The 23,890-nt window shown below is 62.8% G+C and carries 15 protein-coding genes, 5 tRNA genes and 2 rRNA genes; 9 read left to right on the top strand and 13 right to left on the bottom strand.

What is annotated here, in order from left to right; genetic code table 11:
• Positions 1-172 precede the first annotated feature (172 nt).
• The 5 genes from AN401_RS03890 to gltX form a co-directional block, all read right to left on the bottom strand.
• Positions 173-248, bottom strand: a tRNA-Ala gene (locus AN401_RS03890).
• Between the two features lie 20 nt (positions 249-268).
• A tRNA-Ala gene (locus tag AN401_RS03885) sits at positions 269-344 on the bottom strand.
• Between the two features lie 115 nt (positions 345-459).
• Positions 460-535: transfer RNA gene (locus AN401_RS03880), tRNA-Ala, on the bottom strand.
• A 38-nt stretch (positions 536-573) separates the two neighbouring features.
• A tRNA-Ala gene (locus AN401_RS03875) sits at positions 574-649 on the bottom strand.
• Between the two features lie 258 nt (positions 650-907).
• Complete coding sequence (gene gltX, locus AN401_RS03870) at positions 908-2,320, bottom strand: glutamate--tRNA ligase (RefSeq protein ID WP_096778583.1); 1,413 nt, start codon at positions 2,318-2,320, stop codon at positions 908-910.
• A gap of 222 nt (positions 2,321-2,542) precedes the next feature.
• On the opposite strand from gltX, the gene AN401_RS03865 reads away from it, so the two are divergent.
• Positions 2,543-3,091 (top strand): LysM-like peptidoglycan-binding domain-containing protein, encoded by a 549-nt coding sequence (locus AN401_RS03865; protein ID WP_094041172.1) that lies wholly within the window; start codon positions 2,543-2,545, stop codon positions 3,089-3,091.
• A gap of 31 nt (positions 3,092-3,122) precedes the next feature.
• On the opposite strand, the gene ligA is transcribed toward AN401_RS03865, so the two are convergent.
• Positions 3,123-5,165 (bottom strand): NAD-dependent DNA ligase LigA, encoded by a 2,043-nt coding sequence (gene ligA / locus AN401_RS03860; protein ID WP_096778582.1) that lies wholly within the window; start codon positions 5,163-5,165, stop codon positions 3,123-3,125.
• A gap of 60 nt (positions 5,166-5,225) precedes the next feature.
• A complete protein-coding gene (zipA, locus tag AN401_RS03855; protein WP_096778581.1) occupies positions 5,226-6,272 on the bottom strand; it encodes a cell division protein ZipA in 1,047 nt (348 codons plus the stop codon).
• Positions 6,273-6,619: 347 nt separating this feature from the next.
• On the opposite strand from zipA, the gene cysZ reads away from it, so the two are divergent.
• Entirely contained in the window at positions 6,620-7,378 is a 759-nt protein-coding gene (gene cysZ, locus AN401_RS03850; protein ID WP_096778580.1) for a sulfate transporter CysZ, read from the top strand.
• On the opposite strand, the gene AN401_RS03845 is transcribed toward cysZ, so the two are convergent.
• Positions 7,342-7,890, bottom strand: a complete 549-nt coding sequence (locus tag AN401_RS03845; protein ID WP_094039967.1) for a DUF882 domain-containing protein — start codon at positions 7,888-7,890, stop codon at positions 7,342-7,344. The genes cysZ and AN401_RS03845 overlap by 37 nt on opposite strands.
• A 160-nt stretch (positions 7,891-8,050) precedes the next feature.
• Positions 8,051-9,559 (bottom strand): L,D-transpeptidase family protein, encoded by a 1,509-nt coding sequence (locus AN401_RS03840; protein ID WP_096778579.1) that lies wholly within the window; start codon positions 9,557-9,559, stop codon positions 8,051-8,053.
• Positions 9,560-9,838: 279 nt separating this feature from the next.
• On the opposite strand from AN401_RS03840, the gene cysK reads away from it, so the two are divergent.
• The 6 genes from cysK to dsdA all read left to right on the top strand — a co-directional run bounded on the left by cysK (position 9,839) and on the right by dsdA (position 16,801).
• Positions 9,839-10,807, top strand: a complete 969-nt coding sequence (gene cysK, locus AN401_RS03835; RefSeq protein ID WP_094039969.1) for a cysteine synthase A — start codon at positions 9,839-9,841, stop codon at positions 10,805-10,807.
• Between the two features lie 249 nt (positions 10,808-11,056).
• Positions 11,057-11,566: a PTS glucose transporter subunit IIA gene (gene crr, locus AN401_RS03830; RefSeq protein ID WP_094039970.1), complete on the top strand. Its 510-nt coding sequence runs from the start codon at positions 11,057-11,059 to the stop codon at positions 11,564-11,566.
• Positions 11,567-11,632: 66 nt separating this feature from the next.
• Positions 11,633-11,914: an HlyU family transcriptional regulator gene (locus AN401_RS03825; RefSeq protein WP_094039971.1), complete on the top strand. Its 282-nt coding sequence runs from the start codon at positions 11,633-11,635 to the stop codon at positions 11,912-11,914.
• Positions 11,907-13,934, top strand: a complete 2,028-nt coding sequence (locus tag AN401_RS03820) for a tRNA(Met) cytidine acetyltransferase TmcA (RefSeq protein ID WP_096778578.1) — start codon at positions 11,907-11,909, stop codon at positions 13,932-13,934. Before AN401_RS03825 ends, AN401_RS03820 begins: the two co-directional genes overlap by 8 nt.
• Before the next feature lie 73 nt (positions 13,935-14,007).
• The gene (locus AN401_RS03815; RefSeq protein ID WP_094041244.1) at positions 14,008-15,339 is read left to right on the top strand and encodes an alanine/glycine:cation symporter family protein; all 1,332 of its coding nucleotides are present in this window, start codon (positions 14,008-14,010) and stop codon (positions 15,337-15,339) included.
• Positions 15,340-15,430: 91 nt separating this feature from the next.
• Positions 15,431-16,801, top strand: a complete 1,371-nt coding sequence (gene dsdA, locus AN401_RS03810; RefSeq protein ID WP_096778577.1) for a D-serine ammonia-lyase — start codon at positions 15,431-15,433, stop codon at positions 16,799-16,801.
• Here the strand turns inward: dsdA and AN401_RS03805 are convergent.
• Entirely contained in the window at positions 16,778-17,389 is a 612-nt protein-coding gene (locus AN401_RS03805; protein ID WP_094041248.1) for a transglycosylase SLT domain-containing protein, read from the bottom strand. The genes dsdA and AN401_RS03805 overlap by 24 nt on opposite strands.
• Positions 17,390-17,601: 212 nt before the next feature.
• On the opposite strand from AN401_RS03805, the gene AN401_RS03800 reads away from it, so the two are divergent.
• Entirely contained in the window at positions 17,602-19,863 is a 2,262-nt protein-coding gene (locus AN401_RS03800; protein WP_094041249.1) for an arginine/lysine/ornithine decarboxylase, read from the top strand.
• 569 nt (positions 19,864-20,432) lie between these two features.
• Here AN401_RS03800 and AN401_RS03795 read toward each other — a convergent pair.
• The 3 genes from AN401_RS03795 to AN401_RS03785 form a co-directional block, all read right to left on the bottom strand.
• Positions 20,433-20,509, bottom strand: a tRNA-Asp gene (locus tag AN401_RS03795).
• Between the two features lie 67 nt (positions 20,510-20,576).
• A 5S ribosomal RNA gene (rrf, locus tag AN401_RS03790) occupies positions 20,577-20,691 on the bottom strand.
• Between the two features lie 80 nt (positions 20,692-20,771).
• A 23S ribosomal RNA gene (locus AN401_RS03785) occupies positions 20,772-23,661 on the bottom strand.
• Positions 23,662-23,890 lie beyond the last annotated feature (229 nt).

Raw genomic sequence — 23,890 nt, 5'->3', positions numbered from 1 at the left:
TTTTCCATTGTGCGTGGCGGCGGCAAAAAAGGCCAGAGGCGGAGGAACCACGGAAAAGCAAAAAGCCGCTGCATCTCTGCAGCGGCTTTCTGTTTGGTGGAGCCAGGCGGGATCTAACGGGGCAACCTTTGTCGCCGACCTCGTTCAATGCACTCTAACCACCGACTAAATATGGTGGAGCTAGGCGGGATCGAACCGCCGACCTCTTGCATGCCATGCAAGCGCTCTCCCAGCTGAGCTATAGCCCCGAATTCGGGTCAGATTGTTTTGGTGGAGCTAGGCGGGATCGAACCGCCGACCTCTTGCATGCCATGCAAGCGCTCTCCCAGCTGAGCTATAGCCCCAAAACAATGCTGTTTTACTGGTGTTTTTCTGCCGCCTGGTGGAGCTAGGCGGAATCGAACGGGGCAACCTTTGTCGCCGACCTCATTCATTTCCACTGTAACCACCGACCAAATTTGGTGGAGCTAGGCGGGATCGAACCGCCGACCTCTTGCATGCCATGCAAGCGCTCTCCCAGCTGAGCTATAGCCCCATTTGGCAGAAATGACTTAAGGGGTTACCAAGAAATCTTGGTGGAGCTAGGCGGGATCGAACCGCCGACCTCTTGCATGCCATGCAAGCGCTCTCCCAGCTGAGCTATAGCCCCGCTTAAGTCTCTCGGGGACCTTGTCCCTGCGAGCGAGGCGCATAATAGGCAGGGGGCACTTTAGTGTCAACCACAAAATAAAAAAAGCCGTTCAACCAGTCATTTTTTAAGCGATGGAAGCCGGAAGCCGGAAGCCGGAAGCCGGAAGCCGGAAGCCGGAAGCCGGAAGCCGGAAGCCGGAAGCGTAATAAAATACGGCGCCGTCTCAAGGCGCCGTTTGTTTTTCTTCTGGCTTACAACTTAAGGCTTTGAGCTGTTTTATCCTTGGGCCCGTTCGGCGATAAAGGCCAGGGCCATGTCGATACGCGCCAGTACCCTGTCCTTGCCGAGCAGCGCCATAACGCCGTCGATGGCCGGCGACTGGCCCACGCCGGTGACCGCCACCCGCAGCGGCATGCCCACCTTGCCCATGCCCAGCTCCAGCTCGGCGGCGACGGCGTTGACTGCCTCGTGGATGGCGCCGGCCCGCCAGTCGGCCAGCTCCGCCAGCCTGGTGCGGGCCAGGGCCAGGGGCTCGGCCGCCACCGGACGCAGGTGCTTCTTGGCCGCGCCCTCCTCGAAGGCGGAAAAATCCTCGAACAGGTAGCGGCTCTGGGCCGCCAGCTCCTTCAGGGTCTGGCAGCGTTCGGCGTACAGGCTCACCACCTCGGCCAGAGCCGGGCCCCGACCGAAGTCGATGCCCTGATCGCGCATATGCCATTCCAGGTGGCCTGCCACTTCCTCGGCCGGCAGGGTCTTGATGTAGTGCTGGTTCAGCCACAACAGCTTGTCGGTATTGAAGGCGGAAGCCGACTTGCTGATGGCGTCGAGGGAGAACAGGGACACCATCTCCTCCAGGGAGAAAATCTCCTGGTCGCCGTTGGACCAGCCCAGCCGCACCAGATAGTTGAGCAGGGCCTGGGGCAGGTAGCCGTCGTCCCGGTACTGCATCACGCTGACGGCGCCGTGGCGCTTGGACAGCTTGGCGCCGTCGTCGCCCAGGATCATGGACACATGGGCGAACTCGGGCACGGGCGCGCCCAGGGCATGGTAGATGTTGATCTGGCGGGGGGTGTTGTTGATGTGATCCTCGCCACGCACCACATGGGTGATGGCCATGTCCCAGTCGTCCACCACCACGCAGAAGTTGTAGGTGGGCGCACCGTCGGTGCGGCGGATGATCAGGTCGTCCATCTCCCGGTTGGCGATCTCGATATGGCCGCGCACGTGGTCCTCGAACACCACGGCGCCGTCGGTCGGGTTCTTGAAACGGATCACATGGGGCGTGCCGGCGGGATGCTCATGCCCACCATGGCGACAGGTACCGTCGTAGCGGGGCTTTTCACCGTTGGCCATCTGCTGCTCGCGCAGGGCTTCCAGCCGCTCCCTGGAGCAGTAGCACTTGTAAGCCTTGCCTTCGGCCAGCAGCCGGTCGATCAGCTCGTTGTAACGGTCAAAACGCCGGGTCTGATAGTAGGGACCCTCGTCCCAGCCCAGGCCCAGCCAGTTCATGCCCTCGAGAATGGCGTCGATGGCCTCCTGGGTGGAACGCTCCAGATCGGTGTCTTCGATGCGCAGGACGAACTCGCCCTGGTGATGACGGGCGTAAAGCCAGGAGTACAAAGCCGTGCGTGCGCCACCGACATGGAGGAAACCGGTGGGGCTGGGAGCAAACCGCGTTTTAACTGTCATTTTTCTGCCTTAAGCTGGTGAAAAGCCCAAACGAGCCTGAAACGTTAGAAGTGGCGACCATTTTAGCACCCGGCCGGGGCGGGTTAAACGCTTTGTCGAAGCGGGCCGGGATGGCGGCCGGAGACGGGCGGGACAAAAGCGGACATGGCGGAAAAAGGGCCTTATCCGCCGCTTGTCGGGCGACCGGCCCACGGATACACTTGTGCCCGCGAGGGCCTATACATGACCAGACGAAGACCAGTCACCAAACGTAATACGCCGGAGTCCTTCGGCACCAAATTGAACCAGTTGACCCTGCCTGCCCGGCAAGGGGTGGGCAGGGCCTTGTCGGCACTGCGCCAGCTGCCCAGGACACACCGCACCGGCCTGATGGTGCTGGTGCCGCTGTGGCTGTTGTTGCTGGCCTGGCAACCGGCGCCGCCGGCCCCGCAGGGGCCCGTTACCGGCAGCCTCACTATTGCTCTGGAGCCTTCCCTGACCCGGGAAATACCGGTGCCCGAGGGCGGCCGGCGCATCGACCATACCCTGGGCCAGGGGGATACCCTGGCTGCCCTGTTCCGCCAGTGGCAGCTGCCGGGCCAGGATCTGATCGCCCTGGTGCGGGCCGAGCCGTCCTACAAGCCGCTCAGCAACCTGCGCGCCGGCCAGGACATGACCCTGGTGATCAGTGCCGACGGCAGGCTGCACTACCTGGAAATCCGGGACAAGGGCCTGACTCTGAACGCCTTCCGCCGCATGGGCCAGGACTTTACCGCCGTCACCACCCCCTGAGGTAACCAAAGGGGCTGGCAGCCCCTCTCCGTCAGGGCTGCCAGCCGTGTCCGGCCAGCAGCGCCAGCAGCCCGTCCTCATCCATCACCGGCACGCCCAGTTCCTGGGCCTTGACCAGCTTGGAGCCGGCGGCCTCGCCCGCCACCACCTGGCTGGTCTTGGCCGAGACCGAGCCGGCCACCTTGGCGCCCAGGGCCTGGAGCGCCGCCTTGGCGTCGTTGCGCGACAACCGGTTCAGGGTGCCGGTAAGCACGAAGGTCTGCCCCGCCAGCGGCTGGGCGGCGACCGGCACGGCCTCGATCGCCGGCCAGTGCAGACCGCAACCGCCCTGCTCCCGCGGGCTCACCAGCGCCCGCACCACCTCCTGGTTATGGGGTTGGCGGAAGAAGTAGTAGATATGCTTGGCCACCACCTCGCCCACGTCCGGCACCGCCAGCAGGGTCTCTACCTCGGCCTGCATCACCGCCTCCAGGGTCAGGAAGTGGCGGGCCAGGTTGAGCGCCGTGGCCTCCCCCACTTCGCGGATCCCCAAGGCATAGAGAAAGCGCGGCAGCGTGGTGGTACGCGCCTTGTCCAGGGCGGCCAGCAGCTTGGCGGCGGACTTCTCGCCCATCCGCTCCAGTCCGGCCAGGGTCTCCTGGCTCAGGTGGAACAGATCCGCCGGCGTCTTCACCTGCTCCTGATCCACCAGTTGTTCCACCAGCTTGGTGCCCAGGCCCTCGATGTCCAGGGCCTTGCGGGAGGCGAAGTGGCGGATGGCTTCCTTGCGCTGGGCGGCGCAGAACAGGCCGCCGGTACAGCGGGCCACCGCCTCGCCCTCGATCCGTTCTATCTCGGCGTCACAGACCGGGCAATGATCGGGGAACACGATGGGCTGGGCGTCTGCCGGACGCCGCTCCAGCACCACGCCCACCACCTGGGGAATGACATCCCCCGCCCGGCGCACGATCACGGTGTCGCCCACCATGACCCCCAGCCGGGCGATTTCGTCGGCATTGTGCAGGGTGGCGTTGGACACCGTCACCCCGGCCACCGGCACCGGCTCCAGCTTGGCCACCGGGGTGATGGCCCCGGTGCGCCCCACCTGGAACTCCACCTTCAGCAGCCGGGTCAGCTCTTCCTGGGCCGGAAACTTGTGGGCGGTGGCCCAGCGCGGCGCCCGGGCCACGAAGCCCAATTGCTGCTGCAGGGCCAGCTCGTCCACCTTGTAGACCACGCCGTCGATCTCGTAGGGCAACCGGTCGCGTCGCGCCAGGATATCGTCATGGTAGGCCTGACAGCCGGCCCGGCCCTGCACCCGCTTGATCTCGGGACACACCGGCAGTCCCCAGCCCTTCAACTGTTGCAGGATGTCGAAGTGGCGCTCGGCCAGGGCGTCGCCCTCCACCAGGCCGACCCCGTAGCAATAGAACGCCAGCGGTCGCCGGGCGGTGACGCGGGAGTCGAGCTGGCGCAGGCTGCCGGCGGCGGCATTGCGCGGGTTGGCGAACACCTTGCCGCCCTCGGCCCGGGCATCTTCGTTCATTTTCTCAAAACCGGCCCGGGGCATGTACACCTCGCCGCGCACCTCGAGCCGGGCCGGCCAGCCCTCCCCTTTCAGCTTCAGCGGCACGGCACGAATGGTGCGCACGTTCTCGGTGATGCCCTCGCCGGTGCTGCCATCGCCCCGGGTGGCCGCCTGCACCAGGCGGCCCTGCTCGTACACCAGGCTGACCGCCAGGCCATCGAGCTTGGGCTCGCAGCAGAAATCGAGCGGCTCGGCCCGGTCCAGCCGGTCCATCACCCGCTTTTCGAAAGCGGCCAGCTCCTCGTCGCTGAACACGTTGTCGAGGGACAGCATGGGCAGGGCATGCTGCACCTCGGGAAAGGCGGACACCGGTGCCCCGCCCACCTTCTGGCTGGGAGAGTCCGGGTCCAGCAGCTCGGGGTGGGCCTGCTCCAGCGCCACCAGCTCCCGCATCAGCCGGTCGTACTCGGCGTCGGGCACGCTGGGCGCGTCTTCCACGTAATACTGGTAGTTGTAGCTATCGAGTTGCTCGCGCAGGGCAAGGATTCGGGCTTTGACGTCGCTCATGGGATCTTCGCTCAAACAAAAAGTGCGGCACCCGGCCGCACTTTGACAACAGAATGGGGGTTAGCGGGCCTGGCTGTCGTAGTCCCGCAACTGCTCGCGGCAGTGGGCCAGGTAGTCCGGACTCAGGGGCGAGCGCTCGGCGTCGAACAGCAGGGCATCCAAATCCTCGGCCAGGTTTTCGGCGGTCTGCACCATCAGGTTGAAATGGTTCTTGGCCATGCCGGGTTTGGGCAACTGCATGAAGATCGACACCCCGGGCGTGCTGAAGCCGGCCATGGCGTTGGGATTGAAGGTGCCCGGCTTGACCATGTTGATCAGGCTGAACAGCACCTCGCCCTGGCCGGTCGGGGTCTGGTGACGGTGGAAAATGTCCATGTCGCCGAAGCAGAAACCGGAATCGGTCAGGGCCCGCATCAGGGCGTGGCCTTCCAGTTTCTGGTTGGGTCGGGCCATCAGGTTGATCACATAGACATCCTGCCAGGTCTTGGGCACCTCGCGCAGCACCGGAGCCGGCTCGGGTTCGGCCAGGGGCTCGGGCTCGGGCGTGAACGCCGGCTGTGGTTCGGGTTCGGCCACGGGTTCGGCTTTCGGCTGGGGCGCAACAACCACGGGCTCGCCCATCGGGGCCGGTGCCGGCGGCTCGTCGAACAGGGGATCGATTTCCCCGTCCTGATACTGGCGCTCACGCTGCCGCTGCTCGGCCTGGTCGCCCGCGGGGCGGAGTCCAGGTTGTGCCGCAGGGCGGGCCGGCGCCGGTTTGGGCCTGGTCGCCGTGGCGGCCGCCGAGGCCGGAGACAATCCCAGGCTGGGCTCGTCTTCCTCATCGTCGTCGTTGATGGCAGAGAAACGCGGCGACAGCTGCCAGTCATCCTCGTCCTCATCCTTGCGGCGGGCGGGCTCGGCCTTGCGGGTGGCGACCACGCGCACCTTGCCGATACCGTCGCGGTCAAAATCCTCGCCATCCGCCGGCTCGCTCGCCATCTTGCCGATCGGCTTTTCACGCATCGGTTTCTGGCGTCCTTTCTGGCTGGTCCACAGGCCGTGGATCAGCAAGGCGGCGATGGCGACCGCACCCAGGATGATCAAGATAATTCGCAAATCCTGCATTATCGTTTCTCTAAAATTTTTGCTTATGTATCAGCCGTAGTGCCGACGCAAGCCGGGAGCCTGCTGCTCGAGCCGGGATATTGCCAAAGGTACCGACAAGGGTATGTTTACCATGCGCCTTTGACAAGAGTCATCTCCGCCGGCATCGGATAAAATACTCGTTTTTCACGCCGTTATTCGCCGTTGAACGCGAAAATGGCCGTCGTTGCCACCCCATGCCCAGGCGCGGCGTTCAAAAAACGTCCGTCGCGGCACGACAGCCTGCTTCGCGCTGGCCGCAGGCTCCGGGCTTGGCACCCGGGGTGGTGCTCTTTAGAATGGAGGACTTTCTGAATCCGGGAGTTGCCATGTCCGCCTCTTACCATCTGGCCAGCGGCCCTCAGTATCTGCTCAGGGGATGGGCACTGATGTGGGAGCCAGACCTGCGGAGTTTTGTGCTCATTCCCCTGGCGGTCAACCTGCTGTTGTTCGGCGGGGCCTTCTATTTCCTGTTCCTGCAGCTCGGGCAGCTGTTTGCCTGGTTCGAACAATGGCTGCCCGACTATCTGCACTGGCTGAGCTACCTGCTCTGGCCCCTGGCGGTGGTGACCATAGTATTGGTGTTCTCGCTGCTCTTCACCAGCGTGGCCAACATGCTGGCCGCCCCCTTCAACGGCCTGCTGGCCGAACGGGTGGAACAGAAGCTGACCGGCACCAGCAGCGACGAGGGCTGGCTCGCCCTGCTCAGGGATACGCCCCGCATGCTGGGGCGGGAATGGCGCAAACTGGCCTACTATGTGCCCAGGGCCCTCGGCTGCCTGCTGCTGTTTCTGGTGCCGGCCTTCGGCCAGACCCTGGCCCCCTTGCTCTGGTTTGCCTTCAGCGCCTGGATGATGGCCATCCAGTACTGCGACTATCCGTTCGACAACCACAAGGTCGATTTCGACCGGATGCGCCGGGCGCTGGCAGAGAAACGACGGCTGACCTGGAGCTTCGGCGCCAGCGTCAGCCTCTGTGCCAGCCTGCCGCTGGTCAACCTGCTGATCATGCCGGTGGCGGTGTGCGGTGCCACCGCCCTCTGGGTGGAGCACTATCCCCAGCTGCGTACCGGCCCGGTGTCCAGATGAACGAAATCCGACCCGGGGTAGTAGCCCACGCCGCCCGCTCCCAGTTGGCGGGCGGCCCGGTTGAGCTCGGCCAGGGGCACCCCGGGCAGGCGCAAGTCGATGGCCTGTCCCAGCATATGGTAGCTTTTCTTGGCCACGCCCTTGCCCTGCCTGTGCAGCAGGGCATTGGTCCGGGGGGAGCGGTAGCCGGAGATGACCTGGATTTCCCCTTGCCGGCCCAGCCGTTGCTGCAGCAGAAACAGCTGGTCGAACAATCTGGGATCGATGGGAAAGGCTTCATCACGGCGCAGGTCGCGCATCAGGCGGCTGAAGGAGCCGAGCCCCTCGTCGAGGTAGCGGCCCTGCTCCCAGAAAGTGGCGGTCACCTTCTCCCCCGAGTGCAGGTTATACAGGCTCAATCGGCGTACCGGCGCCGACAGGCTGGCCCCTGCCGGCAAGGGCAACAGGGCGGCAGCGCCCAGCGCCCCCAGCCCGAGTAAAAAACGACGACGTTCCGTACCGCATTCCCGCATGACAACCCCTCGCGTTTCGTTCAGGAGAGCATCGGTGCGCCGAGGAGAAACCCGCCGGAAGGGCCCGATTTCATGGACGGGGCGCCTCTCGGACAGCCGATGTCGTAGCAAACCGCAAGGACCTTATCCCAGGGCCGGACAAAACATCAACCGTCTTTGGTTACAATGTGTGCGCCAGACGGGAAAGTTGTGACAACCGTCCCTGTTCTATGCCAAGCAGCCCCAGATCGAGCTGACCCGCCTCAAAGGGCGCACGGAGGCGGTGGTCGAACTGGTAGATGTCATCACGAAAACGGGGCAGGCCGTCCTGTCCCAGCCAGCCGGGCCAGTACACCATGAACACCGGCAACGGCTTGTTGACCCGGAGCCAGCGGGTGTGCCGGTTGGCCTTCAGATCCGCCAGCCGGGACGGGCTCCACTGCTCGCTGAGCAGCCAGAGTGCCAGTTGCTCGGCCTCCTCCACCCGCACACAGCCCGAGCTCAGCGCCCGGCTGTCCCGGCTGAACAGCCCGCGGGAGGGCGTATCGTGCAGGTAGATGGCCTCGTTGTTGGGCAGATGGAACTTGTAGGCCCCCAGGGCATTGCGGCTGCCGGGTCGCTGCCGCAGCCGATAGGGGAAAACCCCGTCTTCGTAGAGCACCGCCTGCCATTCCTCCCGGGGCACCAGCCGCTCGCCGGCGTCCAGCACCTCGAATTCCTCGCGCTCGATATAGCCGGGATCCTGGTACAGCCGGGGCAGTATGTCCTTGGTGAGGATGGAACGCGGCACATGCCAGGGAGGATTGACCACCACATTGGTGATCTCGCTGGCCATGATCGGGGTCTTGCGGCTGTCCTTGCCCACGATCACGTCGCTTTCCAGCACCATGGCCTGATCCTGATAGAGACGCAGCCGGTACTCGGGAATATTCACCAGCAGGTAGGCCGGGGGCAGGGTATCGCCGATCAGGGTGCGCAGCATGCTGCGCATCAACAGCTGGGCCCGGGCCAGGGGGGACACATCCAGCCAGGAATAGGTATGGGGCCCGATGACCCCATCCACCTGCAGGCCGTGACGTTGCTGAAAGTGTCGTACGCCCTGCTCGAGGGCACTGTCGTAATAGTCATCGCCATCCATTGCGCTCGCGGGCAGGTCCCCCAGCAGTTGCAACCGTTCCCGCAGCCGGGGCACCACGGCCGCCCGCTCGCCGGGCCGGAGCGTGGCCGTTTTGAGACTGGGCCAGGGTTGCTCGGCCAGGGCCAGCAACCGCGCCAGTTGCCGCTGCAACTGATCATGATCCCCATAACCGGGCACCAGACGTTGCACCAGTTGATGGCGGCTGCCGTTTTGGGCCGCCTGCCGCAGTGCCGCGTCGTCCTCCGCACTGGGCATCAGGCCGGATTGGGGGATACGCAGATGCTGGCGATCGACGAAAGACAGGCCGGACCACTGCCGCCAGAAAGCACTCAGCCCCAGCAGCAGCCGGTCATCGGCCTCATCAGAGGCAGTCGACACCGCCTGCCGCCACCACAGGGTCAGCTCCGGGTGCACGTCCGCCAGGGCCAGTTCCAGCCCCAGCCGGTGCAGTTGCAACCGGGCCTCGGGCTCATCCCGCCAGGACGAGGCCGTGGCCCCCAGGCTCAGACAGAGTAACAGCCACAGCCAGGTTGCTGTTCGGCACCTTTTCATCTCGCTTTCCTAACCCGCATCCAGAATCTACTATCTATTGGGCCCTGCTACAGGGGACCCGGACCAGCGCCGGGGTCGTTCACGCCGGCACTGCCTTGATAGCAGAGTTGCAGCCAAAGCACCAGCGTCCGGAGCCTGATAAGCCCCGGGATAAAGGAATATCATTTTATCATTTAATAACATATTGTTATAACAAATCGTCACTTCTCATTCCGGCAGGAAGGGTTAAGCTGACGGTGTAACGATTTTTGGTGACACTGAACCTTAGGGATAGCCACGATGAGCAAGATTTTCGAAGACAACTCACTGACCATTGGTCGTACTCCTCTGGTCAAACTGAACCGGGTAAGCCAGGGCAAGGTTTTTGCCAAGGTAGAGAGCCGCAACCCCAGCTTCAGCGTCAAGTGCCGTATCGGCGCCAACATGATCTGGGACGCGGAAAAACGCGGTGAACTGGTCCCGGGCAAGGAGCTGATCGAGCCCACCAGCGGCAACACCGGTATTGCCCTGGCCTTTGTGGCGGCGTCTCGCGGCTACCCGATCACCCTGACCATGCCCAACACCATGAGCCTGGAGCGTCGCCAGCTGCTCAAGGCGCTGGGTGCCAACCTGGTGCTGACCGAAGGCGCCAAGGGCATGAAGGGTGCCATCGAAAAGGCACTGGAGCTGAAAGAGTCAGCTCCTGAAAAATACGTGCTGCTGCAACAGTTCAACAACCCGGCCAACCCGGAGATCCACGAAAAGACCACGGGTCCCGAGATCTGGGAAGACACGGACGGCGAAATCGACGTCTTCGTGGCCGGCGTGGGTACCGGTGGCACCATCACCGGGGTGTCCCGCTACATCAAGCACACCAAGGGCAAGGCCATCACCTCCGTTGCCGTAGAGCCGGTCGAGTCCCCTGTAATCACCCAGGCCCTGGCCGGTGACGAAATCAAACCCGGCCCCCACAAGATCCAGGGCATCGGCGCCGGCTTTATCCCGGGCAACCTGGACCTGTCCCTGCTGGATCGGGTCGAGCGCGTCAGCAGTGAAGACGCCATCGAGATGGCCCGTCGCCTGATGAAGGACGAAGGCATCCTGGCCGGCATCAGCTCCGGCGCCGCCGTGGTGGCCGCCAACCGCATCGCCGCCCTGCCCGAGTTCGCCGACAAGAACATAGTGGTGGTACTGCCGAGCTCCGGCGAGCGTTACCTGAGCAGCGCCCTGTTCCAGGGCATCTTTACCGAGCAGGAACTGCAACAGTAACTCAAAAAGGCGCCGAACGGCGCCTTTTTTAATCCCGATGATCGTGTAATAACGACAAAACCTCCCCCTCCTTTGACCGGGCGCAGGTGCCATTCCCCTGAACCGGCTATCATGAGCACCATCCCTGCCCTTGCTACACTAGTGGAAGCCTTGTGCCGGCCAGGCGGCTTTCGACGGGCTTTGCCTCTTTGTTTTGAGAAAGTCCGTCTGTTATTATTACGCGTTAAATAACTCCAGGAGCTTATGACTATGGGTCTGTTCGATAAACTGAAAAGAATGGTATCTGACGACAGCAGCGACACCAGCGGCATCGAGATCTTCGCCCCCCTGTCCGGCGAAATCGTCGCCATCGAGGACGTGCCGGACGTGGTGTTCGCAGAAAAGATCGTCGGCGACGGCATCGCCATCAAGCCCAGCGGCAACAAGATGGTCGCCCCCTGCGACGGCACTATTGGTAAGATCTTTGAAACCAACCACGCTTTCTCCATCGAATCCGATTCCGGACTGGAGCTGTTCGTGCACTTCGGCATCGATACCGTCGAGCTCAAGGGCGAAGGTTTTACCCGTATTGCCCAGGAAGGCCAGCAGGTGAAGAAGGGCGACACCGTGATCGAATTCGATCTGGCCCTGCTGGAAGCCAAGGCCAAGTCCACCCTGACCCCGGTCGTTATCTCCAACATGGACGAGGTGAAGGAACTCAGCAAGCAGAGCGGCGCCGTCACCCTGGCCCAGGACGTGGTGCTGCGGGTCAAGAAGTAATCCCCCGTTTCTGTTGCAAGGCGCCGTCAGGCGCCTTTTTTATCGGCGAGAATAAAGGTAGGCACCATGTTCAACTGGTTGAAGAAACTGGCCGGCAAGGCCACGACCGACGATGGCCCTCGCTTTGAACCCCAGTCCTATCGGGGATTCGACATCTATCCCGAGCCCAGGGCCGAAGGCGGCCAGTACCGGCTGCAGGGCCGCATCGTACAGGAGCAGGACGGTAACCGGCGGGAATACCTGCTGATCCGCTCGGATCTGCTGCCCACCGCCGAGCAGGCCGCCGAACTGATGGTGGCCAAGGCCCGGCGGGTGATCGACGAAAACGGCGAGCGGCTGTTTGACTGAGTGGGAAGACTGGCGCCGGCACCTGCGACGGATCGGCGAGCGCCGGCTGCTGGTGCTGAGCGGCAGCGAAACCTGGGCCATGGCCCGGGCCGCCGAGCTGTGCCCGGAAGACAGCCTCTGGCTGGGGCCGGCCCCCGCCGGCCATGAGGCCCGGGATCCCGCCCGCATCCTGCGTTACCTGGGGCGGGAATATCCCTGCCTGGTGTACAACGCCTACGGCGGCCTGCACCCGGATGCCTTCGGCGCCCTGCTGGGCACGGTCGCCGCCGGCGGCCTGGTGCTGCTGCTGTGTCCGCCCCTGGCCGACTGGCCGTCCTATCCGGATCCCGATCTGGCCCGTTACGTGGCCCTGCCCGAGCAGGCCGACGGGCTGGAAAGCCGCTTTATCCGCCGCTTTGCCGCCCTGCTGCAGCAGGATGAGCAGGTCTGGCTGTGGCGGCAAGGGCAGCCGGCTCCCGCCCTGCCCGCCCTGCCCGATACCCCCTGGCAGCGCCGGCGCGACCGCCACGGTTGCCTGAACCGCGAACAGCGCCAGGCCCTGGCCTGCATGCTGCACGCCGCCCGCCGCCGCCAGCCCCTGGTGCTGACCGCCGATCGGGGGCGGGGCAAGTCCAGCCTGCTGGGGCTGGCCGCCGCCCGCCTGCTGGACGCCGGTTACCGGGTGCTGCTCACCGCCCCCAGCCCGGCCGCCGCCGCCCGGGCACTGGAGCACAGCGGCCAGCGCCTGCCCTTTATGGCACCGGACGCCTTGCTGGCCCGCCGACCCGAGGCGGATCTGTTGCTGGTCGACGAGGCCGCCGCCATTCCTTCCGCCATGCTGCTGACCCTGGCCCGGCGCTACTGCTGCCTCTTCGCCAGCACCGAGCACGGCTACGAGGGCACCGGCCTCGGCTTCCAGCTCAAGTTCCAGCCTGCGTTGGCCCGTCTGTCCCCGGGCTGGCGGAAATATCACCTGAGCGAGCCCGCCCGCTGGAGCCCAAGGGACCCGCTGGAGCCGCTGGTGTTCCGGCTGCTGGCGCTGGATGCGGATCCGGTGACGCCGCCGGCGGGCGGCGAGCTGCGCATCCATCGGCTCGAACCGCGGCAGCTGATCGAGGATGAATCCCTGCTGCGCCAGCTGTTCGGCCTGCTGACCCTGGCCCACTACCAGACCCGCCCCAGCGATCTGCGTCAGCTGCTGGACGCGCCCGGGCTGGAGCTGGTACTTGCCCGTCTGGGCGGCATACCGGTGGCCGCGGCCCTGCTGGTGCGGGAGGGCGAGCTGGATCCGGCCCTCGGCCAGGCCATCTGGGAAGGACGCCGCCGCCCCCGCGGCCATCTGCTGCCCCAGTCCCTGGCCTTCCACGGCGGCTTCCGGGAGGCCTGCCGCCTCAGTTACCGGCGCATCATGCGCATAGTGGTACACCCCCGCTGCCAGCAGCAGGGCATCGGCTCCCGCCTGCTCGACTGGCTCAAGCGGCAGGGCGGGGCCGATTTCCTCGGCACCAGTTTCGGCGCCAGCCCGGAGCTGCTGCGCTTCTGGCGGCGCAACGGCTTCCAGCCGGTGCGCATCGGCCTCGGCGTCGACGCGGTCAGCGGCCTGCACGCCGCCATGATGCTGTGGCCGCAAAGTCCGGCGGCCCGAGCGCTGTTGCCGGCCTGGCTGGGCCAGTTCGGTGCCGATCTGCGCCATCATCGCCAGGGGTTGCTGCGGGCGCTGCCGGACGCCTGCTGGCGGGAGCTGGACCTGCCTCTTCCAGCGGTCAGCCCCGGCCAGGACGAGCCGCGGGTACGGGATTTTGCCTTTGCCCACCGGGATCTGCCCGCGGATCAGCCTGCCCTGGTCCGCTTTTTGCGCCGCACTCCCCTCCCCGCCACGCTGCCAGCACACCAGCTCGCCCTGCTGGAAGCCCTGCTGGCTCCCGGCGCCAACCCGGCCGAGGTGGCCAGGCGCCTGGGGCTCAAGGGACAGAAGGACGCCATCCAACAACTGCGCCAGGTGGTGCAACAGTTGCTGCCTCCGCCGGCAACGGATTGTTAAAGCCTCCCGATTGGAACTAGGCTATAGAGGAAAAGCCTTTCTATTCAGTCACCTTTATTCAAGGAAGATGCAGATGGAACTTCTCACAGAGCTACTCTCCGATATCAATACCCTGGTCTGGGGGGTGCCCATGCTGGTGGGCATACTGGGCATAGGCCTGTACCTGCAGTTCGGACTCGGCTTTATGCCCATCCGCCGGCTCGGCACCGGCTTCCGCCTGCTGTTCACCAAGGTAGAGAAAGGCAGTGGCGAGATCTCTCCCTTCAATGCCCTGATGACGGCCCTGTCCGCCACCATAGGCACGGGGAACATCGCCGGTGTGGCCACCGCCATCTTCTTCGGCGGACCCGGCGCCCTGTTCTGGATGTGGATGACCGCCCTGGTGGGCATGGCCACCAAGTATTCCGAGGCGGTCTGCGCCGTGAACTTCCGGGAAACCGACAAGCTGGGCAACCACGTGGGTGGTCCCATGTACTACATCAAGAACGGGCTGGGACCAAAGTGGGCGTGGCTCGGCGTGGCCTTCGCCATCTTCGGCGGCATCGCCGGCTTCGGCATCGGCAATACGGTGCAGGCCAATTCGGTGGCCGACGCCCTGCGGGCCTCCTTCGGCCTGTCCACCCTGGCCACCGGCGTGGTGTTGATGATACTGGTCGGCGCCGTGCTGATCGGCGGCATCCGCTGGATCTCCGAGGTGGCGGGCAAGCTGGTGCCGCTGATGACGGTGTCCTACTTCGGCGCCGGCCTGGTGGTGCTGGCGCTCAACATCAGTGCCATTCCCTCCGCTTTCATCCTGATCGTCGAACACGCCTTCACCCCCATCGCCGCCCAGGGCGGCTTTGCCGGGGCCGCCGTCTGGGCCGCCATCCGTTTCGGGGTGGCCAGGGGCGTGTTCTCCAACGAAGCCGGCCTGGGCAGTGCCCCCATCGCCCATGCCGCCGCCAGGACCGACAGCCCGGTGCGTCAGGGGCTCATCGCCATGCTCGGCACCTTTATCGACACCATCATCGTCTGCTCCATCACCGGCCTGGCCATCATCGTCACCGGCAGTTGGACCAGCGGCGAGGCCGGCGCCTCCCTCACCACCCTGGCCTTCTCCAGCGCCATTCCCGGCGGCCAGTATGTGGTGTCGCTCGCCCTGGCGGTGTTCGCCTTTACCACCATCCTCGGCTGGAGCTTCTATGGCGAGAAGTGCGTGCAATACCTGTTCGGCATCAAGGCCATAGTGCCCTTCCGCATCGCCTGGATACTGGCGCTGCCGGTGGGGGCCACCCAGTCCCTGGAGTTTATCTGGCTGCTGGCCGACACCCTCAACGCCATGATGGCCATCCCCAACCTGATCGCCCTGGCGCTGCTGAGCCCGGTGGTATTCCGGCTGACCCGTGCCTACTTCGCCAAGTCGTGAAATAGGGTGATATCGCCGGTATTGCTGGCTACAGCTATACCGGCCGCCACTGGTATACTGCCCCCAGCCAACCACCAGGATCAGATGACATATGCATCCCCACCCAAGCTATTCGGCACAAGCCATCGCCGACCTTCGCAAACGGTATCCCCTGCTCACCCCGCTGATGGCCCTGCAGCCGGTGAGCTGGTTCAACCCGGAACGGGCGCCGGTGGAGCTGGCCCTGCCGGCCCTGAGCCTGACTGCGGGTGATGTGGCCGATGCCAGCCGGCGACTGACCCGCTTTGCCCGCTACTTCTGCGCCGCCTTTCCCGAGACCCGGGAACAGCAGGGCATCATCGAATCCCCCCTGCGCCCCATTCCCGCCATGCAGCAGGCGATGGCCGAGCACTACGGCCAGCCGCTCGGCGGCAGCCTGTTGCTGAAGCTGGACAGCCAGTTGCCCGTGTCCGGTTCCATCAAGGCCCGCGGCGGCATCTACGAGGTATTGCAGCATGCGGAAAAGCTGGCGCTCAAGGCCGGCCTGCTGCACCTGGACGACGACTACGCCAAGCTGCACAGCGAGGAGTTCCGTGACTTCTTCGGCCGTCATGCCATCGCCGTGGGCTCCACCGGCAACCTGGGGCTGTCCATCGGTATCATCGGCGCCAGACTGGGCTTCAGGGTCAGCGTGCACATGTCGGCCGACGCCCGTCAGTGGAAGAAAGACCTGCTGCGGGCCCAGGGGGTGACGGTGGTGGAATACGACAGCGACTACTCGGTGGCGGTGGCCCGGGGCCGGGCACAAGCCGAGCAGGATCCGCTCTGCCACTTCGTCGATGACGAAAACTCGGTGCAGCTGTTCCTGGGCTATGCGGTGGCCGGCGAGCGGCTCAAGGCCCAACTGGCCCAGCAGCAGATAAAAGTGGACAAGGAGCACCCCCTGTTCGTGTACCTGCCCTGCGGCGTGGGCGGCGGTCCGGGCGGGGTGGCCTTCGGCCTCAAACTGGCCTTCGGCGATGCCGTGCACTGCATCTTTGCCGAGCCTACCCACTCCCCCTGCATGCTGCTGGGGGTCTATACCGGCCTGCACGACGATATTTCGGTACAGGATCTGGGCATCGATAACCTGACCGCCGCCGACGGCCTGGCGGTAGGCCGTCCTTCGGGCTTCGTCGGGCGCACCATGGCTCCCATGCTGGACGGCTTCTATACCCTGGAGGATGAGGAAATGCTGTTCCTGCTGGGGCTGCTGGCGCGCAGCGAAGGCATCAGGCTGGAACCCTCCGCCCTGGCGGGCATGCCGGGACCGCTGCGGGTATTGACCGAAGCCGAAGGCTACCGCCAGCGGCTGGGATTGACCCCGGCCCGCCTGGCCCGGGCCCACCACCTGGTGTGGGCCACCGGCGGCGGCATGGTACCGGCGGCCGAGATGGAAGCCTACCTGGCCCAGGCGGCCTCAGCCAAACCAGCCGCGGTTTAGGCTGTCCTTGCACTGCCAGTACTGCTCGGCATAACGCTGGGCGCGGCCCTCGACCTTGCGCGAGGTATTCAGCAACCAGCCCTTGCGCCGGTGGCTGCCGCGCCGATAGCCGCCCCAGCCTTCATGGTAGTTAAGGTACTGACCGTAGGCGTCCCACTTCGACACCCCATTGATGGTGCTGGTTTTATTCATGTACCAGCCCATAAAATCGAGGGCGTCGTCGAAATTGCTGCGACTGGCCCAGCGATTGCCGCTTTCCCGCTGGTAGTCGGCCCAGGTCGCCTTCTTGGCCTGGGCATAGCCGTAGGCATCGGAAGCCCGGCCATAGGGAATGAACAGGAAATAACGCATCGGCGGCCGGGCATCGTGGCGGAACATGCTTTCCTGGTACATCATCGCCATGGTCACGTGTACCGGCGCCCCCCACTTTTCCCGTGCCTTGTTGGCGGACTTGTGCCAGCCCTTGTGTTGTTCGAAAATGGCGCAGATATTCTCGGGATTACGCGGTGGCGAGGCGGCACAGCCTGCCAGGAGGCTGGCCAGCGCCAGTATCAGCCACTTGCCTTTATTCTGCCATCTCACCTTCATCTGTCCGGGATAAGCTGTTCTGTATGAGAACCATAGTGCCCGCTTCCGGCGATGAATGCCAGCCGGCTGGTGACAGCCCCGAGTCAAATAAATTTTTAATCACAACAGATGCATAACTATTTTTTGTCACCCGACGGCATAGGGATTAGAATTGGTAGCGGCCCAGCCGCCGTGCCGCCACCACCTTCAGACGCTCAACCAAAGGAAAGCTGATGCACTTTTATTTTCCCATCGTCATCATCGATGAAGACTTCCGCTCCGAGAACACCAGCGGCTCGGGCATCCGTGAACTCGCCTCCGCCATCGAGAAGGCGGGCATGGATGTGGTGGGCTATACCAGCTATGGCGATCTGACCTCCTTCGCCCAGCAGCAGAGCCGGGCCGCGGGGTTCATCCTGTCGATCGACGATGAGGAGTTTGACGGTGGCCAGGAAGAAGCCCAGGAAGTGCTGGGGCAACTGCGCCGTTTCGTGGATCAGATCCGCCACCGCAACCCGGACATTCCCATCTACCTCTACGGCGAAACCCGCACCGCCCGCCATATCCCCAACGCCATACTGCGCGAGCTGCACGGCTTTATCCACATGCACGAGGACACCCCCGATTTCGTGGCCCGGCACATCATCCGCGAAGCCAAGAGCTACCTGGATTCCCTGGCTCCGCCCTTCTTCCGTGCCCTGACCCACTATGCCCACGACGGCTCCTATTCCTGGCATTGCCCCGGCCACTCCGGCGGCGTGGCCTTCCTGAAGTCGCCCGTCGGCCAGATGTTCCACCAGTTCTTCGGCGAAAACATGCTGCGCGCCGACGTCTGCAACGCGGTGGACGAGCTGGGCCAGTTGCTGGATCACACCGGCCCGGTGGCGGCCAGCGAGCGCAACGCCGCCCGTATCTTCAACGCCGACCACCTGTTCTTCGTGACCAACGGCACCTCCACCTCCAACAAGATAGTGTGGAACTCCACCGTGGCCCCGGGCGACATAGTGGTGGTGGATCGCAACTGCCACAAGTCGATCCTGCATGCCATCATGATGACCGGCGCCGTGCCGGTGTTCCTGATGCCGACCCGCAACCATTACGGCATTATCGGCCCCATTCCCCGCAGCGAGTTCGAGCCGGCCCGCATCCGCGAAAAGATGCAGGCCAACCCCTTCTGCCGCGAGATCCTGGCCAGGAACCCCAAGGCCAAGCCCCGGGTGCTGACCATCACCCAGTCCACCTACGACGGCATTCTCTACAATGTGGAAGAGATCAAGAGCCTGCTCGACGGGGAAATCGAAACCCTGCACTTCGACGAAGCCTGGCTGCCCCACGCCGCCTTCCACGACTTCTACGGCGACTATCACGCCATCGGCGAGGGCCGGCCGCGCTGCCAGGACTCCATGGTGTTCTCCACCCAGTCCACCCACAAGCTGCTGGCCGGCCTGTCCCAGGCTTCCCAGATACTGGTGCAGGACGGCGAGGCCAACAAGCTCGACCGCCATCTGTTCAACGAAGCCTACCTGATGCATACCTCCACCAGCCCCCAGTACGCCATTATCGCTTCCTGCGACGTGGCGGCGGCCATGATGGAAGAGCCGGGCGGTACCGCCCTGGTGGAAGAGTCCCTGGCGGAAGCCCTGGAATTCCGCCGCGCCATGCGCAAGGTGGATGACGAATACGGCGACGACTGGTGGTTCACCGTCTGGGGTCCGGATGACCTGACCGACGACGGCCTGGACGAACGGGATGCCTGGATGCTGCAGGCCGACGCCGGCTGGCACGGTTTCGGCGACATCGAGCCCGGCTTCAACCTGCTCGACCCCATCAAGGCCACCATACTGACCCCGGGCCTGAACATGAAAGGCGACTTTGCCGAAACCGGCATTCCGGCGGTGGTGGTCACCAAGTACCTGGCCGAGCACGGTATCGTCATCGAGAAAACCGGGCTCTACTCCTTCTTCATCATGTTCACCATCGGCATCACCAAGGGCCGCTGGAACACCATGGTGACCGAGCTGCAGCAGTTCAAGGACGACTACGACAACAACGTGCCGCTGTGGAAGGTGCTGCCGGAATTCGTGCAGAGCCATCCCCGCTACGAGCGGGTAGGATTGAAGGATCTGTGCGATCAGATCCACCAGATCTACAAGGAAAACGACGTGGCCAAGCTGACCACCGAGATGTACCTGTCGGATCTGGTGCCGGCCATGAAGCCGGCGGATGCCTTCGCCAGGATGGCCCACAAGGAAATCGAGCGGGTCCCGCTGGATGAACTGACCGGTCGCACCACGGCGGTGATGGTGGCTCCCTACCCGCCGGGTATTCCGCTGCTGATCCCGGGTGAGGTGTTCAACGACATCATCGTGAATTACCTCAAGTTCGCCCGGGACTTCAACCAGCGCTTCCCCGGCTTCGAGACCTATATCCACGGCCTGGTGGCCGAGGAGCACCAGGGTGAAACCCGCTATTTCGTGGACTGCGTCGCCCGCTAACGCCATCAGGCACAAAAAGCCACCTTCGGGTGGCTTTTTTGTGTAGCTTGATGACAAAGTAGTTTGCTCTAAAGGTAGTTTGGAATTTGAGCACTCCTGGTACGTGGCCTGCCGCCATGGTTTGGGAGTTGTACGCCCTTTTGGGGCGCGGGCGGCCCGCCCGCATGGAGTGTAACGCCGGTGGTTTGGGTGTGACGTCGGGGCCCGGCGGTTCCCGCATTGCGGGAATGTAGGCAGGCCGCCTGCGCTCCAGGACGTTCGCTTCATGCCCACTTGAAACATCGCTGTCGTCCGAACCCAAAAGCCACCCAAAGGTGGTTTTTGGGTCTGTGATGGCGGAGCGGCAAAGGCACCGCCTTTGCAGCGGAGGCGCAGCGCGCCGACATCATCCAGCCGTCCGGCGCAGCCAATACGAAAAAAAACCCAGCATTTCTGCTGGGGTTTTGAGTGATGGCGGAGCGGCAAAGGCACCGCCTTTGCAGCGAAGGCGCAGCGCGTCGACATCATCCATCCGTCCGGCGCAGCCAATACGAAAAAGCCCTGACCTATTGGTCAGGGCTTTGAAGTGATGGCGGAGCGGACGGGGCTCGAACCCGCGACCCCCGGCGTGACAGGCCGGTATTCTAACCAACTGAACTACCGCTCCGCAAAAGCGGTTTGTAGGGTCCTCTTCAGTGGACCGGTCGAATCTCATCGACGCTACAAATTTGGGTGCCTGGCAGTGACCTACTTTCACATGGCAGCTGCCACACTATCATCGGCGCGGGTGCGTTTCACTTCTGAGTTCGGCATGGGGTCAGGTGGGACCACAACGCTATCGCCGCCAGGCATAAACTTTCAATCCGGAAAAGCTGTCTTCGATGAATTCGTTCTCGAAACCGCAAGGTCTCACACTTCTTGGGTGTTGTATGGTTAAGCCGCACGGGTCATTAGTACAGGTTAGCTGCACGTATCGCTACGCTTCCACACCCTGCCTATCTACGTCCTAGTCTCGGACGGCCCTTTAGAGAGCTCGAAGCTCTAGGGATGACTCATCTCGGGGCTCGCTTCCCGCTTAGATGCTTTCAGCGGTTATCGATTCCGAACTTAGCTACCGGGCAGTGCCATTGGCATGACAACCCGAACACCAGCGGTTCGTTCACTCCGGTCCTCTCGTACTAGGAGCAACCCCCCTCAATCATCCAACGCCCACGGCAGATAGGGACCGAACTGTCTCACGACGTTCTGAACCCAGCTCGCGTACCACTTTAAATGGCGAACAGCCATACCCTTGGGACCGACTTCAGCCCCAGGATGTGATGAGCCGACATCGAGGTGCCAAACACCGCCGTCGATATGAACTCTTGGGCGGTATCAGCCTGTTATCCCCGGAGTACCTTTTATCCGTTGAGCGATGGCCCTTCCATTCAGAACCACCGGATCACTATGACCTGCTTTCGCACCTGCTCGACCTGTCCGTCTCGCAGTTAAGCTGGCTTATGCCATTGCACTAACCGTACGATGTCCGACCGTACTTAGCCAACCTTCGTGCTCCTCCGTTACGCTTTGGGAGGAGACCGCCCCAGTCAAACTACCCACCAGGCACTGTCCGCAACCCCGATCAGGGGCCTACGTTAGAACATCAAACATACAAGGGTGGTATTTCAAGGTCGGCTCCACGGCAACTGGCGTCACCGCTTCTCAGCCTCCCACCTATCCTACACATGTAGGGTCAATGTTCAGTGCCAAGCTATAGTAAAGGTTCACGGGGTCTTTCCGTCTAGCCGCGGGTACACCGCATCTTCACGGCGATTTCAATTTCACTGAGTCTCGGGTGGAGACAGCGTGGCCATGGTTACACCATTCGTGCAGGTCGGAACTTACCCGACAAGGAATTTCGCTACCTTAGGACCGTTATAGTTACGGCCGCCGTTTACCGGGGCTTCGATCAAGAGCTTCACCTTGCGGCTAACCCCATCAATTAACCTTCCGGCACCGGGCAGGTGTCACACCGTATACGTCCTCTTACGAGTTTGCACAGTGCTGTGTTTTTGATAAACAGTCCCAGCCACCTGGTCACTGCGACTGGCTCAGGCTCCATCCGCAAGGGACTTCACCCGCTCCAGCGTACCTTCTCCCGAAGTTACGGTACTATTTTGCCTAGTTCCTTCACCCGAGTTCTCTCAAGCGCCTTGGTATTCTCTACCCGACCACCTGTGTCGGTTTGGGGTACGGTTCACACACATCTGAAGCTTAGAGGCTTTTCCTGGAAGCCGGGCATCAATGACTTCGTCACCGTGGTGACTTCGTCTCGGGTCTCAGTGTTATGCGTCCGGATTTGCCTAAACGCACCACCTACATCCTTTCACCAGGACTACCAACGCCTGGCCCATCTAGCCTTCTCCGTCCCCCCATCGCAATGTGTGTCAGTACGGGAATATTAACCCGTTTCCCATCGACTACGGCTTTCGCCCTCGCCTTAGGGGCCGACTCACCCTGCCCCGATTAACGTTGGACAGGAACCCTTGGTCTTCCGGCGAGGAGGTTTTTCACCCCCTTTATCGTTACTCATGTCAGCATTCGCACTTCTGATATCTCCAGCATGCCTCACGACACACCTTCGCAGACTTACAGAACGCTCCCCTACCACTCAGAATAAATTCTGAATCCGCGGCTTCGGTGCCTGGTTTAGCCCCGTTACATCTTCCGCGCAGGCCGACTCGACCAGTGAGCTATTACGCTTTCTTTAAATGATGGCTGCTTCTAAGCCAACATCCTGGCTGTCTGAGCCTTCCCACCTCGTTTCCCACTTAACCAGAACTTGGGGACCTTAGCCGGCGGTCTGGGTTGTTTCCCTCTTCACGACGGACGTTAGCACCCGCCGTGTGTCTCCCGGATAGTACTTACTGGTATTCGGAGTTTGCATGGGGTTGGTAAGTCGGGATGACCCCCTAGCCCAAACAGTGCTCTACCCCCAGTAGTATTCGTCCGAGGCGCTACCTAAATAGCTTTCGGGGAGAACCAGCTATCTCCCGGTTTGATTGGCCTTTCACCCCCAGCCACAGGTCATCCCCTAACTTTGCAACGTTAGTGGGTTCGGTCCTCCAGTTGATGTTACTCAACCTTCAACCTGCCCATGGCTAGATCACCGGGTTTCGGGTCTACTCCTAGCAACTCATCGCCCAGTTAAGACTCGGTTTCCCTACGGCTCCCCTATACGGTTAACCTTGCTACTAAAAGTAAGTCGCTGACCCATTATACAAAAGGTACGCAGTCACCCCACAAGGAGGCTTCCACTGCTTGTACGTACACGGTTTCAGGTTCTATTTCACTCCCCTCACAGGGGTTCTTTTCGCCTTTCCCTCACGGTACTGGTTCACTATCGGTCAGTCAGGAGTATTTAGCCTTGGAGGATGGTCCCCCCATGTTCAGACAGGATAACACGTGTCCCGTCCTACTCGATTTCACAACAAGGGCGGTTTGGTGTACGGGGCTATCACCCACTATGGCCGGCCTTTCCAGGGCCGTTCCACTACCGCCAATGCTGCTTAAGGGCTGGCCCCCGTTCGCTCGCCGCTACTAAGGGGATCTCGGTTGATTTCTTTTCCTCGGGGTACTTAGATGTTTCAGTTCTCCCGGTTCGCCTCGCTGCGCTATGTATTCACGCAACGATACCGCACAAGTGCGGTGGGTTTCCCCATTCGGACATCACGGGCTCAAGCGCTTCTTACCAGCTCACCCGTGCTTAACGCAGGTTAGCACGTCCTTCATCGCCTCTGACTGCCAAGGCATCCACCGTGCACGCTTAGTCACTTAACCATACAACCCCAAGAAGTGTGTATCGGACCCGAAGGAACCGACAGCACTGACTTCGGCGGAGTCGCTGCATCAGTGACTGATGCTTACAACATTGTTTCGCCAAGAAGTTCCAAGACACTTGCAGTATCAAGAACTACTTTTATTCATCAGCTTTTCCGAATTGTTAAAGAGCGTGACGCAAAACGTCAAAGTGATAAGCTACCGATGGCAACCCATGACTTTGTCGTCT

The organism is Zobellella denitrificans, from assembly GCF_002407485.1.
GTDB classification, from domain to species: Bacteria; Pseudomonadota; Gammaproteobacteria; order Enterobacterales; family Aeromonadaceae; genus Oceanimonas; species Oceanimonas denitrificans.
Note: the sequence above shows the minus strand (reverse complement) of the source record. Positions and strands in the feature narration are given on the sequence as shown.

Coding starts and splice junctions, on each gene's coding strand:
- gltX (WP_096778583.1), bottom strand. CDS start 2,320: ATGACAGTTAAAACGCGGTTTGCTCCCAGCCCCACCGGTTTCCTCCAT.
- AN401_RS03865 (WP_094041172.1), top strand. CDS start 2,543: ATGACCAGACGAAGACCAGTCACCAAACGTAATACGCCGGAGTCCTTC.
- ligA (WP_096778582.1), bottom strand. CDS start 5,165: ATGAGCGACGTCAAAGCCCGAATCCTTGCCCTGCGCGAGCAACTCGAT.
- zipA (WP_096778581.1), bottom strand. CDS start 6,272: ATGCAGGATTTGCGAATTATCTTGATCATCCTGGGTGCGGTCGCCATC.
- cysZ (WP_096778580.1), top strand. CDS start 6,620: ATGTCCGCCTCTTACCATCTGGCCAGCGGCCCTCAGTATCTGCTCAGG.
- AN401_RS03845 (WP_094039967.1), bottom strand. CDS start 7,890: ATGCGGGAATGCGGTACGGAACGTCGTCGTTTTTTACTCGGGCTGGGG.
- AN401_RS03840 (WP_096778579.1), bottom strand. CDS start 9,559: ATGAAAAGGTGCCGAACAGCAACCTGGCTGTGGCTGTTACTCTGTCTG.
- cysK (WP_094039969.1), top strand. CDS start 9,839: ATGAGCAAGATTTTCGAAGACAACTCACTGACCATTGGTCGTACTCCT.
- crr (WP_094039970.1), top strand. CDS start 11,057: ATGGGTCTGTTCGATAAACTGAAAAGAATGGTATCTGACGACAGCAGC.
- AN401_RS03825 (WP_094039971.1), top strand. CDS start 11,633: ATGTTCAACTGGTTGAAGAAACTGGCCGGCAAGGCCACGACCGACGAT.
- AN401_RS03815 (WP_094041244.1), top strand. CDS start 14,008: ATGGAACTTCTCACAGAGCTACTCTCCGATATCAATACCCTGGTCTGG.
- dsdA (WP_096778577.1), top strand. CDS start 15,431: ATGCATCCCCACCCAAGCTATTCGGCACAAGCCATCGCCGACCTTCGC.
- AN401_RS03805 (WP_094041248.1), bottom strand. CDS start 17,389: ATGAAGGTGAGATGGCAGAATAAAGGCAAGTGGCTGATACTGGCGCTG.
- AN401_RS03800 (WP_094041249.1), top strand. CDS start 17,602: ATGCACTTTTATTTTCCCATCGTCATCATCGATGAAGACTTCCGCTCC.